We start from the raw sequence: 19,910 nt of genomic DNA on the forward strand, positions 1-19,910 counted from the left end.
TTTTCCAAGCAGCTAAATTGTACCCTATTATTTCATTACAAATAAGTTACATTGCACATAAATTTGTAATAAAAGTAGTTTAGAACAAAACTGCGTTTTTTCGAGCAATTTAGTACCCATGGGACAATCTACTCATTAAATATGACAAAAGTATGAAACCCAGTGCTTTATGCATAAAAAAACCCGCTAAAAGCGGGTTTTACATAGAGTTTTAAAAATTAGAACTTGTAGCTGATACCAATCTTAGCTTGCCATGTTGATGAGCTCGCTATTTGGCTATAGTTTCTTACATCAGCGCCACCGAAGCTATTATCAATAATATAGCGTCCTTGGTCATCAAGACCACCAAAATCATAAATTGATTGGTCTGAATAGCCTAAGCGCTTTTCTATACCCCAATCGCTATTGAGTAGGTTAGCGAAATTATCAATCATTAGGTATAGCTCGCCACTATGGCCGTTAGCAAAGCCAGGAATTTCTTGTTTAATGCTGATGTCCATGGTGGTAACCCAAGGCTGCGTTCCAGTATTTTTACCGATAATGCCGCCGCGTTGAGAGATACCTGCGCGATCTAAACGCTCTGCTAATTGTGCCCAATTCATTTCAGAATCAGCCCAATTGACATTCGCATCATCAGCACCCGTTGGAATATAGGCCAAATAAGCACTGTTGCTAAATAAAGAACTTGTGTCGCCTAAGTGAGCATCTTTATACATATTCATTGTATAACTAAATGGACGACCAGAACGGCGTTCAAAATACATATTAAATTTAGTCGCATAACCGGCAATAAACTCAGCATTGTAGCCTAAGTTAATTTTGAAACTGTGCTCAACTTCATAAAAGCCACGTGCTGCCACATCTTGATTACGATTAGCCGTAATATTATGCTTATAGTTACCTTCAGCTTGCGACGCTGATCCAACAGAAGACTCAGTAACATCTTGATGAGCATAACTTGCAGAAACAAATAAACCGTTATCCCATTCTTTAGCAATACCAGTAGAGATAATGATAGAGCGACCATCGTCGGTTGAATTAGTCATTGCAATATCAACATTATCTTTCAATGCACCACTGTAGATGGTTTCATTAATTACACGCTCGCCGTCAGCAGCTAAACCGATAGGACGGATAGAGGTATTATGCCATACAGCTTCATTTTCTTTTTTGTGGTAAGCAATTTCGGCCTGCCATTTAAAGCCATTTCCTAATAGTTCAGAATCAAACTCATATTCAAAGCCAACTTGGGCACGAATACTTGAAGGTAGCTTGAAGTCAGGATCAATGTAAGCGGTGCTTCCAGCGCCTTTCTCTAACGAATTTTTAATAACATCAGGGACCTGAGTGATATCTGCTGGGTTATTTTGGTAGTAGTCGTTTATTACACTATTTGGTGCAGAAACGAGGGTAATACCATCTTTTTGAAATGAGTTGTTATACCAGACATTTGGAATGCCACCTTGGAAACGACCAATTCCACCGTTGATAGTTAATGCTTCAGTTGCATAATACTTAAAGCCAACTCGAGGTAGAATAATATCTAAACCATCTAGGTTTTCTTGATTACTATAACCATAGGTGTTTAGAAAGCTTTCATTAAGAGTTGGTTTATCATCAGATGATAAGCGCTCATAGCGAAGGCCCGCTGTCACTTCTAGGTCATCATTTAAATAAAAGGTATCTTCAATATATAAAGCTAATTGACTACGAGTTACATCATAGGCGGTATCTGCTGAATTATTAGTGTACGCATTTTGATAAGAGAAATCATAAGCACCTACTTCGCGGTTTGCAAAACTTTCTAGGCTATCAAACTTCCATGTACCTAATGAGTTCTCAGCAAAGAGGTTATATAAACGAAGTGATTCATATTGAGCACCAAAGTTTATCTCGTGCTCGTCCATTAGATAAGTTGCATCAAGTGTCAGGGTTAAGTTTTCAGTTTCAGATCTGTTGGCATGACGATATTGGTCAGTACCAAAGCTATAAGATGGACCATTTCGACCATCTTCATTTACTGAAATACTGCCTAAATTTGAGCGAGTAACACTGTCAGAGGTTACATCTTTATAGGCAATACCAATTTCTGTTGAAAAATCTTCAGTCCAATCAGAGTAAAGCTTAGTAGCAAAGTTATTAAATTTAGTTGCATAAGCATATGTATTTGACTTCAATACAATATTATTACCACCTTTACTAAAGTTACGCTCATCTTGATCATCTTGCCATTGATACGTGAAATCTAGGCGATGCTCATCACTGGCATTCCAACTAAGCTTAACCAATAAATTTTTATTGGTGTCTTCAGGAGCCCCTGCTAATGAGTCTGTTAAACCATATTCGTCATTTAAAATAGCAATAAAGCGATTAAAGTTTTCTTCCGAGGTATTGAATTCATTCGCTGCACCTGAATCTTCAAAGCCATAATCTAAATCCTGTTCACTTGACCACTGTGCGTAGTTTACAAAGTAAAATAGTTCATCTTTAATAACTGCGCCACCGACATTAAAACCAAAACGTTGTTCAGTTTGAATCGGTTTTACTTTATTCGTTGAATAAGTTTTATAACCGGCTTTATCAGTATCTTCTTCGTTAATTGTTTGAACATCGCCGGCCATATCCGGTGTAGATGTTTCATAGAAACCTGAAAATTTGAATTCATTAGTACCAGACTTCGTTACGGCGTTTATTGTACCGCCGCCAAAGTTACCTTTAGAAGCTGAAAAAGGCGATACGTCAACTGAAACTTGCTCTATTGCGTCAAGTGAAACAGGAGGTTGAGACGTCGGGTAGCCACCAAAATTTAAACCAAAGTCATCGTTTTGACCGATACCATCAACAGTTAGACCGTTAGTACGAGGGTTGCTACCAGCAAACGTTAACTCGCCATTACCATTGATACTTGCTAAAGGATTTAGACGGGCAATATCTTTAATGTCACGGTTAAAGCTTGGCATGTTACTGATTGTATCTTCGCCAAAGGTACTGCTTGAACCACCAGATTGCTGAATAATTTTATAGCCTGATACTTCAATTTTTTCGATGTTAGCTGCTTGAAGCTGAGAATTAAGACGATATGTATCGCCCAGTTCTAAATATATATTTTCAAGCATGGTATCGGTAAATTGGTCTGAATCAATAAACACAGTGTAAGGGCCGCCAACACGTAAACCATTGGCAATAAAGGTACCGCTTTCATTGGTTGTTAATTCGCTTACAGTGCCAGTTGGTTGGTGAATAACTTTAATTTTCACATTTGCAGCTGCAGTGCCAGAAGGTGTAGTTATTTTACCACGCATAGCGGATGAGGTATCTGCTGCCATTACGCTTGTAGAAACACCTAAGGCTAGGATCACAGCCCCAGCTAATTTCGAAAGGCGAAGCTTATTCATTTTGTTGATTCCCGTGTAAGTTAAGGTTTATTGCTTGTTTGTGTTAGCTGACATCTTAAGTGCCTTTGCTAACGGTTTTGCTGAACTATCAAATAACGTATTTAATAATCCTGCTAATCGAATACCGGCTTGTTGTAAGCGAGTTTTAATAATCGGTGTGTTTTCGTAAATGTAGCTAAAGCCAATCTCGTCATTATTTAGCTTGTATAGTTTGTCAGCTAAATTGTGTGACTCTGTTACCCATTGCTCTGGTGAACTGGCTAGGTACTCAGCAATTATTTCTGCATTATTAGTATCAATAAACTGCGCGAATTCAGTGAATGATAGGTTCTCATTTTCGATTAATTTAGTGTCCCACAATGAGTGCAGGTTGGTTGGCTGGCCAAAAAAGGTAACGTTAACACGGTTACCACCTCTGTCTTCTGCACGTCCGGCATGAAACGGCTGATGGCTATCGCCAACTAAATGAACAAGAAAGCGTAAGCTAAAACGTTTTGCATCTATTGAGCTGTTTTTGTTTTTTAATGTATCGATGGCAAAATACATCCCTTCAAGAATGTTGCTTACATTATCTTTATTTAAATTTTCATCGTGGCTGTGAGTAAATGTAGATGAGTTGCTTGGCGCGTTAATGTAATGCCAACGAGAAGATTTTTTTTGCCAAAAAGGACTCGGATCAGAGCGCATTTCATCAGCCCAAGTAGCAATTTGCGCTAGGCTTTGCCCTTCTAAAAGTTCTTTAAGCTCTGTTTTAGTTGCGTCTGTTATGTGATTTTCGGCAATTTTACCGACAATTCTGTGGCCATTTTGTCCCCAAGCCAATACATTTTGTGATGATAAAAGTACTGCGCCGACTAAAAGATAACTAAATCCATGTGTAATTTTGCGTAACATTTGTGTTTTCCTCAATGATCTTATTTGGCAAGAGCGGCCTCTTCTATGGCGCGAATTGTCCTGATTTTGAGATAAATAGGAAGGACTCAAAGAAATTCATAATTTCCCATTGATAGTTCTTTAAATTCATAAGCTTAACTGTTTTGGGTAAAATTACTTGTTGTAATAAGTAATTTAAATTGGTCAAATAGGAGGATGAATCGTTTTGGATTGTTGAACTTTTGAAAATTAAACAGCTGCTTTTGCAACACAGCTTCTTTGTTACTGTTTTGTTACTGTTTTTTTTGTTGGTTTGGCTCAGTGGCCAGCTGAGTGTGGTTACATCAACGGGGACCTTGAAGCCTTTAATTGAAACATCTAGTCGTTGTCAGACGAGGGCAACAGAAAACCAATCGCAATTAATTGTCTATGCCTCGTCGCAAAAGGTCGCTCGTTCTTTAACACAAAACCTGTGTGAAGATCCCGTTGTAGCAAAACAATATGGCGAAGTGATCGCTTTATGGGGTTACCGTACTGCCGATAGCATTGAGTTCATTGGTAAAGGTATTGCTGATTTAATTTTAGCAAAAAACAACATTATGTCAGCCTTCAAAGCTGAATCGACCTATAACTACCAGCCTGTGGTTGGCTTTCCAAGTTATACTGCGTTTTTTATTTCAGCTAAAGAAAAGCCAAAAATTAACAAGCAATACTTTTTGGGGAAACGGATTGGCTTACTTGATTATCCTACAAGCCGATCGGGGCATATACTACCTAAACAAAAGTTTAAAGATTTAGGGATCAACCTTGAAAATTTAAAAATTACTTACGCCAGTTCACATAATGAGCTTAGGGAGTTATTAGCCAATGGACAGGTTGATTTAATAGCCTCTTTTTGGAAGGAAGCAGATCAGGCGCATTTTTCTAAAAATTATATAACTCCAATCAGCGATAATGTAATAGGCACACGTTGGTACTTTAAAATGCAGCATGAGAACACTGATTTGCTGTGCGCTATCCAATCTCAATTAATCCAATTATCTAAGCAGCAAGTGTCGACTTATTTTAATCATGTTGAACCATACTGGCATTGTTCAGCGGGTAAAGCTGAATTCTTAGGAGAGCAACGTGATGAATAATAAGCGCTTGTTTGGCGTGACACTGCTTATTTTTAGTGCGGCGCTATTGACGTTTAAACTCTCTAGTTATCTGCAGCAGGCGCAACATAACGATTTAATAATGGCTGATATTGAAAACCGAATTGCACTAGATTTACCTCGCTTAGACTTATCAAATCGTTTTTTGAAACACTCGGGTAATCATGATGCTATTGTTGGTTATCTAAAACGTTTGAATATGCAATTGATACAACAGCCAATTCAAGTTAATACCATCAATGATGTCTCACTGGCATTAACAAATAATGGCCGCGAAAGTCGGATAGAGTATCTTGAAACAAGTGATCAAAAAGTTGCGATTACATTTTTAATTGAGACGCGTTGGTGGCATACAAGCGATATTTATACCTTTATTGTATTGTTATTATTGGCTTTTTTATTTTCTAAGTGGGCTGAACTTATTAACCGAACATCGCTGAAACACTTAGCATTAAAAGAACAAGTAGAGCAACTTCCACTGATTAATGTGCAAGTGAAACTAGTGATTGATTTGCAAGCCAAAGTTTTGGCTATTAATGATAACGCTGAGATAAAAGCTGGCTTAGCTAACAAACCACTGTGTTTTTACTTGGCTTTAATCGAGTTTTGCGTTGAGAATCCGGACGTGACACTTAATCAAAACAAAGATGTGCCGGGTGAGTTAATTGAACTTGCTAATAAGTATTTTTACCGATTAACACAACTTGGCCATACTATTCGTAAACGGCCTAATTTTACTAACAGTCTAGAAAAAACCTTGAGTGAAATTAGGGCTGCATTGGATGAGGTACTTATTGAACACTCACAGCTGAAGGAAATATATTACCCTCCTAAGGCACATGGTGAAGGCTCTCGGTCACGGTTACATAGTTATGGTTTATCGAATATCAAAGCAGATGATATAGAGGTGATAGGCAAATAACCTTAACCTGGTTAGTGAGTTAGTTCAGAATAAAAACCTCACACTGCTAATACTTAAACTGTGTGAGGTAAGCTCTGATTATTTAGGAGCAAATTCAATGGCTTTGACTGGACTATTTTCAATAAAGAAGCGTTTTAATGCCTGTGCATCTGTTTCGTCAGTGCTGACAAATCCTTTATGATTTATCAGTATCGGGTAGCCGTCACCGCCAGATGCATTGTAGCTATTAATGCTCATGCGATAGGTTTTGTTTTTATCCAAAGCTTTGCCGTTGATCATCACTTTAGTCAGCGCATTATCGTTACGCTCGAAGCTTAATTTGTGGTATTGCAAATAAGCACCAGAATCCGGTGGGAAACTAGTTACAGTCTCAAGGTAATCCCAAAGCTCTTGGCCTTGCCAATCAATATACGCGATGCGATTTTTAAAAGGGTGTACTTTTAAAATATCTTTATAACTAACTGCACCTGCAGCAATACTATCACGTACGCCACCGCCACTGATGATACCAAAATCGGCGCCAACAACATTCATTTGTGCTTGCACAATAACGCGCGATAAGTTGGTTTGTTGATAACGAACTTTATTGCGATCGCCCTCAAGCTTTGCATCAACATAACCAATTTCACCTTCAATTTGTTTTGCACCTTTGGCTTGGTAATCAGCTAAAAATGTTTTTAAGGCAGCGTCTGGTTTGATGTATTCGTTGGCAAGCTCAGGCTTAATTGAACCATCAGCTTGCGTTTTATCAACGTATAAGTTAACTGGCAATAATTTATAATCTAATAAGGTTAATACGCCGTTTTCTTGTTTAAACTCGGCTTTGCCGACATATTTACCCCATTCATGAGCTTGCATTATCCACGTACCATTTTGTTGGTCTGGTTTACATGTCATACCGGGTTTAAAGTTATCGTCATTTTTATTTTCGCTTGCCATGCACACAGGTTCTTGTGAGTGACCGCCGATGATCATATCAAGGGTATGAGCCGGTAAAGAGCGGGCAAGGGTAACATCGCCAGGGGCATTTATGCCATAATTCGCATCAACATAATGACCCATATGAGTTATTGCAATCGTGATATCCGGTTGATATTGTGCTTTGATTTTCTCAGCTAAAGCTTGGGTTACTGCAACGGGCTCTTGAAATTCAAGGCCGCCGATATACTGCGGGTTGCCTATTTTAGCGGTATCTGTGGTTGTCAAACCAATAACGGCGATTTTCAGCCCCTGTTTGTTAAAAATCTTATAGGATTCGAAGGCATTTTTACCGGTTTTTTTATCAATTATATTAGCCGAAAGAAGCGGGAAATTTGCCCACTGCTGCTGTTGTTTTAAAACACTCAGTGGATTATCAAATTCATGATTACCAATCGCCATCGCATCGTAACCAATTAATGACATTCCTTTAAAATCAGGCTCTGCAAATTGCAGGTCTGATTCTGGAATGCCTGTATTTATATCACCACCAGATAGAAGTAGCACTGCGTGACCTTGTTGCTGCGCATCAGCACGTAACTGGTCGATTAAGGTTTTACGTGCAGCCATACCGTATTCACCTTTTTCGTTATGCCAAAAGCGGCCATGATTATCATTGGTATGTAAAATGGTGAGATAGTGAATATCTGCTGTGTCAGCTTGTTGAACGGAGGTTTGATGATTACTACATGCAGTAATGCTTAGTAATAGGAAAAATGAAAGTAATATGCGCATAATATGACCCGTGTTGTCAGTGTTGTGCTATTTATTAAGCGCATAGTTTAAACTAGTTTTATTGCAAAATAACGTAATTATTCTATTTTAATGTCATCTTGGAAATTTAACTTTCCAGTCGCCGCTAATTGACGTCGCTGTAACTCTTGTTCTGCTAATGCTGATTTTTCATGGTTATTACCCACCATCCAGTTTAAAAAGCTTGCCGGTAACTTAGTGTACGCCTCTCCTTGGTGTAAACCAAAATCACAGATGTGTTGCTCTTCATACGACATAGTTGTTAATCCTGTTGTGTGTGTTTTATTGTTATAAATAATACTAACAAAATAAACTCGGCTATTAAGACGATTTCGTTTTAAACAAAATTTATTTATAACGTGAGTGAATAACAACACATTGTAACCACATGTAATTTAAATGTAATCAATTCGGTTTGATTTGTTTAAAGGTACGTTTTGCTATCGTAATCTCCACAAAAGTTCTTTACTATTTGCATTAAATTCACATAACCACAACATTCTTCAGGATAAATATAATAATGAAAAAACTATTACTATGCGGTTTGTTAACCGCAACCTCATTTGCAAGCCATGCAACTGTAGTTGAAATGCAAACTTCACAAGGTGCTATTAAGGTTGATTTGTTTGATCAACAGACCCCCAAAACGGTCGAGAACTTTTTAAGTTATATACAAAGTGATGCGTACAATCAAACCGTGATCCACCGTTCAATCAAGGATTTTATTATTCAAGGTGGAGGCTTTACTTTTACCGATGATTTTAAAGCGATCACAACGTCACCAGCTGTTGTGAATGAGCCAGAATTATCGAATGTAAAAGGCACGATTGCCATGGCTAAATTAAGCAATAATGCGAATAGTGCCACAAGTCAATGGTTTTTTAATCTCAAAGATAATAGCGCAAACTTAGATAAGCAAAATGGCGGTTTTACCGTATTTGGTCAGATTACAGCAGATAGTTATGCTGTGCTTGATAAGATCTCTGCGTTAGTGCATTGCGGTGAAATACCGGTAGTTAATCTAACTAAAGACCAATGTGCAAGTGCAGATACCACGTTGACTATTGCTAATTTAGTGTCGATCAATAGTGTTCTGGTACTTGATGATGATCCAAATTCGTCAGTAAATTTATCTCCAAAAGAAAATACGCTAATTGACGATCCGACTCCAACTCAGCCTGATGATGGGGATAGCTCAAGTGGCAGTATGAGCTGGTTACTACCATTATTATTGCTTGGCTTTAAACGCCGCCGCTCAGCTTAAAGGTATATACTTGCTATCGGGTTATGTGTCCCGATAGCAAACGTAACGCTTTAGAGTGCAAATACCCGCATTACTAATAACACCCACATAGTTAAAACCAGTAAACAGCCAAGCAAAAAGCTATAATAGCGAGGTTTTACGCTATTGCTGCCTAAATGAATAATACTGTGAATGACGCGCGAAATCACAAAACCCCAGGCTAAAGTAATAAATACATAACCCGCTGCATTGAGCTGTAAAGCAGCTAAACAGGCTACAAAAAATAGCACTGGTATTTCAAACTGATTAATAAAGTTTCTACCGGCAATATGTACATCATCACCCGCATTATTTAATTGCATAGTGGCAAAATCTTGCATAGTAATCGTTTTGTTACGCGCCGCACTAAAACGGCGGCGGCCCATTACTACCATTACCGTAAAAGTGAGTAGTACCTGAGAAAACATCGCGAGTAATACATATTTTTCCATTAAGAGTCTCATTTGATAAATAACGTAGCTTTAAGCCTAGCAGTTTGTCTTTATAATTCACAATGTGTTACAAAGTATTTAGAAAAATGATTGCAAGGGTTTTGAATTTTACCGATCATTCAAACAACAAATAAGTATGGATCACATTCTCAATATGAAAAAAATAATTACTTTAAGCGCTATTGCTTTAGCAGTATTAAGTGGCTGCGGCACTACCACCACTGCGGTACAGCAGCAAACGTCATTACTTTCAGATACGCTGGTAATAAGTCCCAACGATACTCGTCAATATAAAACCCTTAAACTTGCGAATGAGATTGAAGTAATTTTAGTGTCGGATCCAACTGCTGAAAAATCAGCCGCTTCATTGAGTGTGGGTGTTGGTTTATTACATGATCCAATCAGCCAGCAGGGAATGGCGCATTATTTAGAACACATGCTATTTTTAGGCACAGATCGTTACCCAGATACCAAGGGTTACTCTGATTTTATGACTAAAAACGGCGGCGCCCACAATGCTTATACATGGTTAGATATTACTAATTACATGTTTGAAGTAAATAACGATGCTTACGATGAAGCATTGGATCGTTTTGCTGACTTTTTTAAATCCCCTAAGCTTTACCCAGAATACACCGATAAAGAAAAAAACGCAGTAAACGCCGAATGGTCAATGCGTCGCGAGATGGATTTTTTTGGTCAGTTTAAGCTTGCCCGACAAATGATGGGCGATCATCCTGCTAATCGTTTTTTAATCGGTAATCTTGAAACATTAGGTGATAAAGAAGGTAGCTCTCTACATAAAGAAACCGTTGATTTTTATAACAAATACTACTCTTCTAACATTATGAAAGTAGCAATGATTTCCAATCTACCACTTGCGGAAATGGAAGCGAAAGCACAAAAATACTTCGCTGATATTGAAGATAAAAAGATCGACAAACCAACTGTTACCACAAAGCTAGATTTTGATAACGTAGGTGGAAAACGCGTTCACTACGCGCCAAATGAAGACGTAAAAGAGTTACAACTTGATTTTACTATTACCGATAACAGCAATGAGTTTGCCGTTAAACCTAACCGTTTTGTAGCATACTTATTAAGCAATGAAATGCAAGGTAGCCCGGCGCAAATTTTGCGTGATAAAGGCTGGGTTTCACAACTTTCAGCCGGGGCAGCACCAACCCAATATGGTAATTACGGTGCGCTGACGGTTAATGTGCAATTAACCGATGAAGGCATGAAAAACCGTGAAACGATCGTTGCAACAATAATGCAATATATTGATTTGATCAAAAAAGAAGGTGTAGATAGTAAATACTTTAATGAAATTCGCACTTCACTTAATAATGAATTTCAATTTTTAGAAAAAGGCGATGAATTTGGCTATGTCAGTAATTTAACTGGTAGCATGCAAGATTATCCACTAAACCACGTTATTAATGCGCCTTTTTATTATGCTAAGTTTGATGCCGCTGCGATCAACAACGTACTTGCGCAACTCAATGCTGATACTCTACGTATTTGGTATACCTCACAGCAAGAAGAAACCGATTCACAATTGCATTTTTACGATGGTAAATACCGCATTGAAGATATCAGTGATGCTGAAATTGCCAGCTGGAGTAAGCCTAGTCAGTTTGCCTTAGCATTACCTACGGTAAATCGTTTATTACCTGAGAGTTTTGCGATTAAAACAGCACAATTTGCAGAGCAAAAACACCCTAAGCTGGTATATGATAAAAATGGCGTAAAAGTATGGCGTCAAGCGAGTCAAAACTTTGCCGAGCAACCGAAAGGTTTGGTCGAAGTTTACTTAAATACCCCAGATGCTCTGACGGATATCAAAGCTAAAGTACTTTATTCAGTATGGTCTGACTTATTTAACTTACAACAAAGCAAGCTAAGTACCGAAGCTGCCGTGGCAGGTATGAGTGTTGGCCTTGAAGCAAGTAACGGACTTATCCTTTCAATGAGTGGTTTTACCGATAAACAAAATGTTTTACTCGCGCAAGCACTGACAAATATTGATGTGCAAGTAACTGAGCAAGGTTTTGCTCAAGCGCTTGATCGTTACCAACGTGATTTATTAAACGCCCAAAAACAATTCCCTTATTATCAAGCGTTTGGTGAGTATTCTAAATTAATACGAACTGGCAGCTTTGACACCGATGCACTGATCAATACGGCAAAAGCATTAAGCATTGCAGATTTTGAGCAGCTTAAACAGCATACCTTTGCTAATAACGAAATGCGGGTGTTCACTTATGGTAACTATAACCAATCAGATGTTGAAGCGATAGCTAAAGAGTTAACGGCAGTTTTACCAGCGGCGCATAAAAGCACTGAATTTGCGCGCAGTAAAGCGTGGTTACCGCAACCAGGCGAAACGATTGTATTGCAAAAAGATATTGATGTGGCTGATGTAGCTATCATTGATATGACCGTACACCCGATTGCAGGCTATAAGCAAAAAGCGCAAGCGCAAGTCTTACAAGGTCACTTTAGCACCGTCGCGTTTGACAAGTTACGTACTGAAGAGCAATTAGCATATGCGGTTGGTGGTTTAGCACGGCCTATTGAAGATTACTCAGCGATTGGCTTGTTTATTCAAACCCCAGTAAAAGATGTAAAAACCATGCAAGCGCGTTTTGAAGAGTTCAAAATGCAATATGCAGTAGAGCTTGATAACATGAGTGAAGAAACCTTCGAGCAGCTTAAAAATGCCGTATTAGTGTCGCTTAAACAGCAGCCTAAAAATCTTAGCGATGAAATGGGCCCACTGATTGGCGATTGGTATCGTGAAAACTTTGATTTTGATTCAAAGGATAAGTTAATCGCTGAAGTTGAAAAAGTCACGCTTGCAGATATTAAAGACTACTACCAGCAAACTATGTTAAACCCACAAGCTGCGCGTTTAAACGTACAGCTTCGTGGTAGCAAATTTGCCGACAAACCGTTTGCAGATTTACCAAAACAAACATTGGTAACAGACTTACAAGCGCACTTTAATGGCATTAAATTGCAAAAGTAATTTAGCACATTGAAGCGTTGAAAAAGATTAAAGCCCAAGCGATTTGCTTGGGCTTTTTTATGAATCATTATCTTTTAAATAATTTACAAAATGTACGTACAGTGTAACTATATAAAAAAGGAACAGCTCAAACCGCTAGGATTTTGATGAATAAAATAGTGTGCATATTGCTACTGCTAAGCCCTTTTTATAGCTTAGCCAACTCATTTGCTGTTGATTTTGTAAACGCTGCAAATGATAGAACAACACAAAGCGTGCGCTATGACGGCGCTTATCACCGCATTGCCTATCCAAATGGCGATGTACCTGCCAATATTGGCGTATGCACAGATGTGATTATTCGCAGCTACCGAGCACTGGGTATCGATTTACAAAAGTTAGTTCATGAAGATATGCGCGATAATTTTTCAGTCTATCCATCAACAAGAATATGGGGGCTAACTAAACCCGATAGTAATATTGATCATCGTCGCGTGCCTAATTTACAGGCTTTTTTTAAACGCCACGCTACAGTACTGCCCATAACTAATAATGCTCAGACCTATAAAGCAGGCGATATTGTCACGTGGATGCTGCCGGGCAATTTGCCGCATATCGGTATCGTGGTAGATACATACACTGCAGATAACAAAACCCCATTAATAGTGCATAACATAGGCGCAGGGCCGCAACTTGAGGATGTACTGTTTCGTTATAAGATCACCGGCCATTATCGGTATGAGCCAGCCGTTAATTGATTGCGGGTATCTGGAAACATTCAGAAAAGCCGGCATGGTTAGCTAAAAAGCCGAAGTGGCAGGGCAAAATTTACTCAGCACAGATAAACAAAGTAAAAATACTTGAGTTAACGAAATAGCCTAATTTTACGACTCTTTAAGGAGCGTTAAATGCATCAGAGTGTTAAACAAAAATTTACGACGTACCCTGAAAATATCGCGGTTGTATTACATGAGATCAGAAGTCTGATTTTGCAGGTAGCTGTGCAGGATGGCATCACTGAACTTGAAGAAACACTCAAGTGGGGAGAGCCGAGTTATATTTCAAAAATAGGCACTACCATTCGTTTTGATCACAAACCAAAATCAGCTGAGCAATTTTGTATTTACTTTAACTGTAAAACTAAACTTATTGAAACCTTCAAAGAGCTTTATGGTGATACGTTTAGCTATGAAGGTAACCGTGCTTTGGTGTTTAAGCTTAATCAAACCGTGCCAGTTAAAGAGCTAGCCCATTGTATATCGTTGGCTTTGCGCTATAAAAAAATAAAGCACCTGCCATTGCTAGGTGCTTAAATTTAAGAAGTTATTGTCCGGCAGAAAGAGCAACAGCGCGATATAAACTCCCGCCTCCGCAAATCTCGCGCTGACAATAGTTATTTGGCTCTTGCAGCGCGAGCACCATGCAGTTTTTTATAGCTGTCGATCAAACGCTGATGACGATCTAACCCTTCAAGTTGCATATTGGTTGGAGTTAAACCGTAGAACATCACATCACCATTGATAGAGCCGACGACTGCATCCATTACTTCTTGGCCAAACATGCGGGTGAAGCTGTGAATGTAGTCTTCAATTTCTAAGTCATCATTTAGCGCAACTTCTAAAGTCGCGTGCATTGCTTGGTAGAATAACCCGCGTTCAACAGTGTTATCGTTAAACTGTAAGAAGGTTTCAACCAGTTCCATGGTCGCTTCTAAATCGCCTAATGCTAAATAAATTAGCAGCTTAAGCTCAAGAATAGTTAACTGACCCCACACGGTGTTTTCGTCAAACTCAACGCCAATTAAGGTGATGATATCGATGTAATTATCAAGCTGGCTGTCTTCTAAGCGCTCAACTAAGTCGGCAAGTTGGTCTTCATCTAAACTGTGCAGATTTAAAATATCTTCACGGTATTTAAGGGCTTTATTGGTGTTATCCCAAATTAAGTCTTCGACAGGGTAAACTTCTGAATAATCAGGCACTAAAATACGGCATGCGATGCCAAGGTCTGAAAATTCAGCAATATAAGCTTCTTTACCTAAGGCTTTTAAAATACCAAATAAGCTAGCTGTTTCTTCTTCGTTAGTACCTGAAAAATCCCATTCCACAAAGTCATAATCGTGTTTAGCACTGAAAAAGCGCCATGAGATCTTACCGGTTGAATCAATAAAGTGTTCAACAAAGTTTTCAGGTTCAGATACTGCCATGCTGTTGAATGTTGGTTTAGGTACGTCGTTTAAACCTTCAAAGCTGCGACCTTGTAATAGCTCTGTTAAGCTACGTTCAAGGGCGACTTCAAAACTTGGGTGTGCACCAAATGAAGCAAATACGCCACCGGTTTTCGGGTTCATTAACGTTACGCACATGACAGGGAATTGCCCGCCTAGAGATGCGTCTTTTACAACAACCGGAAAGCCTTGCTCTTCTAAGCCTTTAATACCGGCAACAATACTAGGATATTTAGCAAGTATAGCTTCTGGTACGTCTGGCAATACCAGTTCTTGCTCGATGATTTGGCGTTTAACAGCACGTTCAAAAATCTCAGATAAACATTGTACTTTGGCTTCGGCAAAGTTATTACCCGCACTCATGCCGTTACTTAAAAACAAGTTTTCAATCAAGTTTGATGGAAAGTATACAGTTTCGCCGTCAGAGTGACGCACATATGGAATCGAGCAAATACCTCGCTCAACATTACCAGAGTTAGTGTCGATAAGGTGCGAGCCACACAGCTCATCTTCAGGGTTGTAAATGCTCAAGGTATAGTCGTCTAAAATACCTTCTGGTAGTGAGTCATCATCAGTGAGCTGAAACCATTTTTCGTTCGGGTAATGAACAAATTCGCTGTTGGCAATTTCTTCACCAAGGAACTGGTCATTGTAAAAAAAGTTACAGTTTAAACGTTCAATAAACTCGCCAAGGGCTGAACATAATGCGCTTTCTTTGCTGGCGCCTTTACCATTGGTAAAACACATCGGTGATGCAGCATCACGAATATGCAATGACCAGACGTTTGGTACAATATTACGCCATGATGAAATTTCAATCTTCATGCCTAAGTCAGCCAAAATCGCAGTCATATCAGCAATGGTTTGCTCAAGCGGTAAATCTTTACCTAAAATAAAGGTGTTTTCGCTGCCTGCTGATTTTGCCATTAACATGGCTTGCGCGTCGTTATCTAAGCTCTCTACGGCATCAATTTTAAATTCAGGTATGGTTTGAATTACACGCTTTACGGTACAACGATCAATAGAGCGTAAAATGCCGGTGCGGTCTTTTTCAGAAATACTTTCAGGGAGTTCAACCTGGATTTGGAAGATTTGGTTATAGCGATCTTCAGGATCAACAATGTTGTTTTGCGCAACACGAATACCGTCAGTCGAGATATCACGGGCATTACAATACACTTTAATAAAGTACGCAGCACATAAAGCCGAAGATGCTAAAAAGTAGTCAAACGGACTTGGCGCAGAGCCATCGCCTTTATAACGGATTGGTTGATCCGCAATGACTGAGAAATCGTCAAACTTAGCTTCTAATCTAAGATTATCGAGAAAATTAACTTTAATTTCCATTGAGTTGGTCCACCTTCGTGCGCACTAATAAGTAAGGCCAATAGGTGTTTGCGCCAGACTTTGTCAGTGTATTTTCATTTAGCTGCAATTATCCGCTTTTTAAGGGAGCACATACAAGTAATAGTCGAGGTTAATTAAAATAAATGCTATTTGCAGCGCATAAATTGGTAAAAGTCACGTGGTTCGCTGGTTTTGAACTCTTTATGAGGCTGTAAACTTTATACTCAGAGTAAGCCTAAAGTTTTTACAGTAAGAGGTAGAAAAGGTCGTGAACTCCAAATAATTTAGTACTAATTAATTAAATCGATTATCACTGATGTTTTAATTTTGTTGTTGTTTTGTAATTAATTTGGGGCGGAAGCTTAGGTGTAGTAGGCAAAATTTTCATCTGTGGTCTAACTTTAATAATGCATATTGCAAAAGACTAATATCATAAGGTAACGCAGATGATGAAAAAGCTGTATTGGTTATTAACTGTAAATTGCATCCTGTTTACAGGTGCTTCTTATGGCGAGATCAACTTATCAGGGTTTACTAGTATTAATGCTGGTAAAGTTTTATCTGGAAGTGGGGTCCCGCAGTACGATATACCACCTACTTTTTTGGCCGATTATCCAATAGTATCGTCTTACGACGAAGATGTTTCGTTTAAACCAGAGAGCTTATTTGGGCTACAAATTAGCGCTGATTTAGCTGATGGACTATCGGTGACAGGCCAACTAGTTGCTCGAGGCGCTAATGATTTTGATGCAAAAATTGAATGGGCTTATCTCTCATATGAGATTAATGAAAATTGGACTGTTCAAGCAGGTAAAAAACGATTGCCCCTGTTTTATTATTCGGATTTTTATGATGTAGGTTACGCCTATGTATGGATGCGTCCGCCTGCGGATAATTATACGTGGCAAATATTTAACTACAACGGCGTAAATGCACTATACAGCGGTGAAATTGGTGATTGGTCTGTAATGGGCAACCTTTATTATGGAGAAGAGGATGATACAGAAAATAAGCTCCTTAGTGAGTTTTTTTTCAAAGAGCCAACACGTGAAATTTGGCGTGATATGTTAGGTGGGGTATTGCAATTAAATAAAGAGTGGTTCGAAGTTAGATTAACCCATATGACTTACAAAAATGAGCGCTACCGTAGTGGTGAGCGAGTATTATTTGACGGTGAAACTAGCCGTACAGGTAAGTTTTATGGTGTTGCAGTTAACTTAGACTTTGAAAGTTTATTTATATTAACAGAGTTAAACCGGTTGGATTTGAATGGCAACCTTGACACTTCAATGATTACGCTAGGTTACCGTTTAGACACAATTACTCCTTATGTTTCTTACTCTCAATTTAAAGAAGATGCCGATGATGGTGAACAGCACAATACAACGTCAGTCGGAATACGCTGGGATTTTCATTCTTCAGCGGCTTTTAAAGTCCAGTTTGATAAAGTGAATGATAAATCATTTGATTTAGCTGTTGCAGGTGATAGTGAGTCGATCACACTTGGCATTGACTTGGTATTTTAAGGAATACGCTATGATGTTGTTAAAAAAGATACTTTTACCACTTTTATTGCTTAGTTGTTATTCAGTAAACGCGGAAGTAGTTGTTGTTGTTCATCCTACAAATAATAGTAGTTTTGATCAATCTGAGATTTCAAAGCTCTTTTTAGGCAAGGCCAAATCATTTTCTGATGGCAATCAAGCTGTTCCATTGAATCAAGAGGAAGCCTCTACAGCACGCCAAGAGTTTGATGCGAATGTTTTATCAAAATCAGGTAGCCAGTTAAAAGCATACTGGTCAAAGCTTATTTTTACAGGTAAAGGCTCGCCTCCTAAAGAAGTGACTAATGATGCAGAGGTAATTGATTTAGTAGGTAAAAATCCAAGTATGATTGGTTACATTAATGCTGCATCGCTAACCGATTCAGTGAAATCGGTTGGGAAGTTTTAGTAATAATTTAGATAAAAACGCAAAACGTTAAAATCGATTACAGAAAACTGTAATCGATTTTTTTTAGATTTATGCACCTTAAGCAATCACTAAAAACCCGACAAATGCACAGGCAGCTGCGATGAGTGTATAGGGCAATTGAGTAATTGCGTGACTCATTAAGTTACAGCCTGAACCTTGGGCTGCAAGGACAGTTGAATCTGAGTAAAAACATGCTTGGCTACCAAATGATGAGGCAGATAACAGCGCACCAATCACCAGCGGTATATTTGCATCAACCGCGACTGCCAGAGGCATCACAATAGGAATTGTTACCGCAAAAATACCCCAGCTTGAGCCTGTAGCAAACGCCAAAATTGCCATTGCTAAAAACACCACTGCAGGTAAATAGCCTGCGGTCATGAATGGGCTTAAGGAATCAATTACAAACTGTGGTAATAGTAGTTGGTCGCACACATCTTTAAAAATAAATGCGGCGATCACAGTTCCTATTGCTGGCAACATGCTTTTAAAACCATCGAGCATTTTTTCAATCATTTCGGCAAATGGCATTAGCTTTTGCAGCATATAAAATGGAAGCGTCACGGCGAATGTCGCTAATAACCCTTTGTATACATCAATGTCAAAATACACAGTGAACGCAACGAGCAATAAAATAGGCAGTAAAAAGTTGTACAGTTTGCCGTGGCTGTCTGCGCTTTCAAAGCTTTCTTCAACGGCTTTTACTGCGTATTCATCGGCAGTTTGCACTTCGTTGTACTGTGCAGGATCTACTTGCGGTTGTTCTTGAATTGCCTGTAATTGGGCTTTTTTCATCGGCCCAAATAAAGGGATAACACCAAGTACCACTAATGGCACAAGTAACACGGCAAACCATGCATACAGCATATAGGGGATTGCTTGAATATACACGGCAATACCTTGGCCTTCGACGGCGATGTTGTTATCAACCAATAAGCCACCAAAAAATACTGCCCATGTAGACAGTGGTACTAATACGCAAATTGGCGCTGCGGTAGAGTCAACTACGTAAGCAAGCATCTCACGGCTAATTTTGAATTTATCGGTAATGCGTTTCATGGTTTCACCCACGGTAAGCGCATTGAGGTAGTCATCAATAAAAATAACGATACCAAGTAAAAAGGTCATGAGTAAAGATGAGCGTGGGCCTTTACAAAAACGCAGCGCAAAACTACCAAATGCTGCTGCACCACCGGTTCGCACTAGTAATGCGATTAACGCACCAAAGCCACCACACACTAAAATAAGCCAGCCGATTGTTTCATCTACCATTACTTTTAACGATGCCGCAGCAAAGTTGCTAAGCATTTCAACAGGATTTAGCATAGCAAGGCCAACAAGGGCACCGATCAGCAAAGATAAAATAGGACGACGTAGCACGATCGCCAAAACCACCACTACAACTGGCGGCACAAGACTTAACGCAGAAGGTTCGAGCATTTAAGTATTCACAAAATAAAAAGCATTTGAGTAATTGGCTCAAACTGCTTAACAAAAACAAAGAATGTTAGCCCAACGGCTGATATTCCAAGTCACT

15 protein-coding genes are annotated in these 19,910 nt (G+C 38.9%); 8 read left to right on the top strand and 7 right to left on the bottom strand.

The annotated features are described in order from the left end of the window. Nucleotides 1-218: 218 nt before the first annotated feature. Nucleotides 219-3,395 (bottom strand): TonB-dependent receptor, encoded by a 3,177-nt coding sequence (locus tag PSR9079_RS00210; protein ID WP_149979985.1) that lies wholly within the window; start codon nucleotides 3,393-3,395, stop codon nucleotides 219-221. A gap of 27 nt (nucleotides 3,396-3,422) precedes the next feature. Continuing rightward, complete coding sequence (locus tag PSR9079_RS00215) at nucleotides 3,423-4,289, bottom strand: S1/P1 nuclease (RefSeq protein WP_149979986.1); 867 nt, start codon at nucleotides 4,287-4,289, stop codon at nucleotides 3,423-3,425. Between the two features lie 221 nt (nucleotides 4,290-4,510). Between PSR9079_RS00215 and PSR9079_RS00220 the strand changes: the two genes are divergently transcribed. Then, a complete protein-coding gene (locus PSR9079_RS00220; RefSeq protein ID WP_179959128.1) occupies nucleotides 4,511-5,407 on the top strand; it encodes a PhnD/SsuA/transferrin family substrate-binding protein in 897 nt (298 codons plus the stop codon). Then, the gene (locus PSR9079_RS00225) at nucleotides 5,400-6,347 is read left to right on the top strand and encodes a hypothetical protein (RefSeq protein WP_149980375.1); all 948 of its coding nucleotides are present in this window, start codon (nucleotides 5,400-5,402) and stop codon (nucleotides 6,345-6,347) included. The genes PSR9079_RS00220 and PSR9079_RS00225 overlap by 8 nt, the downstream gene beginning before the upstream one ends. 78 nt (nucleotides 6,348-6,425) lie before the next feature. Here PSR9079_RS00225 and ushA read toward each other — a convergent pair whose 3' ends face one another. Both ushA and PSR9079_RS00235 read right to left on the bottom strand, forming a co-directional pair. Next, nucleotides 6,426-8,060, bottom strand: a complete 1,635-nt coding sequence (ushA, locus tag PSR9079_RS00230; RefSeq protein ID WP_149979987.1) for a bifunctional UDP-sugar hydrolase/5'-nucleotidase UshA — start codon at nucleotides 8,058-8,060, stop codon at nucleotides 6,426-6,428. 77 nt (nucleotides 8,061-8,137) lie between these two features. After that, a complete protein-coding gene (locus PSR9079_RS00235) occupies nucleotides 8,138-8,335 on the bottom strand; it encodes a hypothetical protein (RefSeq protein ID WP_145234351.1) in 198 nt (65 codons plus the stop codon). Between the two features lie 263 nt (nucleotides 8,336-8,598). On the opposite strand from PSR9079_RS00235, the gene PSR9079_RS00240 reads away from it, so the two are divergent. After that, nucleotides 8,599-9,342 carry a peptidylprolyl isomerase gene (locus tag PSR9079_RS00240; RefSeq protein WP_149979988.1) on the top strand — a complete coding sequence of 248 codons (744 nt, stop codon included), beginning with the start codon at nucleotides 8,599-8,601 and terminating at the stop codon, nucleotides 9,340-9,342. Nucleotides 9,343-9,392: 50 nt separating this feature from the next. Here the strand turns inward: PSR9079_RS00240 and PSR9079_RS00245 are convergent, their stop codons facing one another. Further along, nucleotides 9,393-9,812 carry an MAPEG family protein gene (locus PSR9079_RS00245; RefSeq protein WP_149979989.1) on the bottom strand — a complete coding sequence of 140 codons (420 nt, stop codon included), beginning with the start codon at nucleotides 9,810-9,812 and terminating at the stop codon, nucleotides 9,393-9,395. Nucleotides 9,813-9,966: 154 nt separating this feature from the next. Here PSR9079_RS00245 and PSR9079_RS00250 point away from each other — a divergent pair, with 154 nt between their 5' ends. From PSR9079_RS00250 to PSR9079_RS00260, 3 genes are all read left to right on the top strand, one after another. Further along, the gene (locus PSR9079_RS00250) at nucleotides 9,967-12,846 is read left to right on the top strand and encodes an insulinase family protein (protein ID WP_149979990.1); all 2,880 of its coding nucleotides are present in this window, start codon (nucleotides 9,967-9,969) and stop codon (nucleotides 12,844-12,846) included. Nucleotides 12,847-12,992: 146 nt separating this feature from the next. Beyond that, nucleotides 12,993-13,583 carry a DUF1287 domain-containing protein gene (locus PSR9079_RS00255; RefSeq protein WP_149979991.1) on the top strand — a complete coding sequence of 197 codons (591 nt, stop codon included), beginning with the start codon at nucleotides 12,993-12,995 and terminating at the stop codon, nucleotides 13,581-13,583. A gap of 150 nt (nucleotides 13,584-13,733) precedes the next feature. Continuing rightward, a complete protein-coding gene (locus tag PSR9079_RS00260) occupies nucleotides 13,734-14,138 on the top strand; it encodes a DUF1801 domain-containing protein (protein ID WP_149979992.1) in 405 nt (134 codons plus the stop codon). Between the two features lie 80 nt (nucleotides 14,139-14,218). On the opposite strand, the gene PSR9079_RS00265 is transcribed toward PSR9079_RS00260, so the two are convergent. Continuing rightward, nucleotides 14,219-16,399, bottom strand: coding sequence for an OsmC domain/YcaO domain-containing protein (locus PSR9079_RS00265; protein WP_145234339.1), 2,181 nt, complete (start codon nucleotides 16,397-16,399; stop codon nucleotides 14,219-14,221). Between the two features lie 446 nt (nucleotides 16,400-16,845). Between PSR9079_RS00265 and PSR9079_RS00270 the strand changes: the two genes are divergently transcribed. Together PSR9079_RS00270 and PSR9079_RS00275 are read left to right on the top strand one after the other, a co-directional pair. Then, nucleotides 16,846-17,925, top strand: coding sequence for a porin (locus PSR9079_RS00270; protein WP_392352553.1), 1,080 nt, complete (start codon nucleotides 16,846-16,848; stop codon nucleotides 17,923-17,925). A gap of 10 nt (nucleotides 17,926-17,935) precedes the next feature. Next, a complete protein-coding gene (locus tag PSR9079_RS00275; protein WP_310736407.1) occupies nucleotides 17,936-18,352 on the top strand; it encodes a type 2 periplasmic-binding domain-containing protein in 417 nt (138 codons plus the stop codon). Between the two features lie 78 nt (nucleotides 18,353-18,430). On the opposite strand, the gene PSR9079_RS00280 is transcribed toward PSR9079_RS00275, so the two are convergent. Then, nucleotides 18,431-19,813, bottom strand: a complete 1,383-nt coding sequence (locus tag PSR9079_RS00280) for a Na+/H+ antiporter NhaC family protein (protein ID WP_149979993.1) — start codon at nucleotides 19,811-19,813, stop codon at nucleotides 18,431-18,433. Nucleotides 19,814-19,910 lie beyond the last annotated feature (97 nt).

It is taken from the genome of Pseudoalteromonas rhizosphaerae, from assembly GCF_902498845.1.
Lineage (GTDB): Bacteria > Pseudomonadota > Gammaproteobacteria > Enterobacterales > Alteromonadaceae > Pseudoalteromonas > Pseudoalteromonas rhizosphaerae.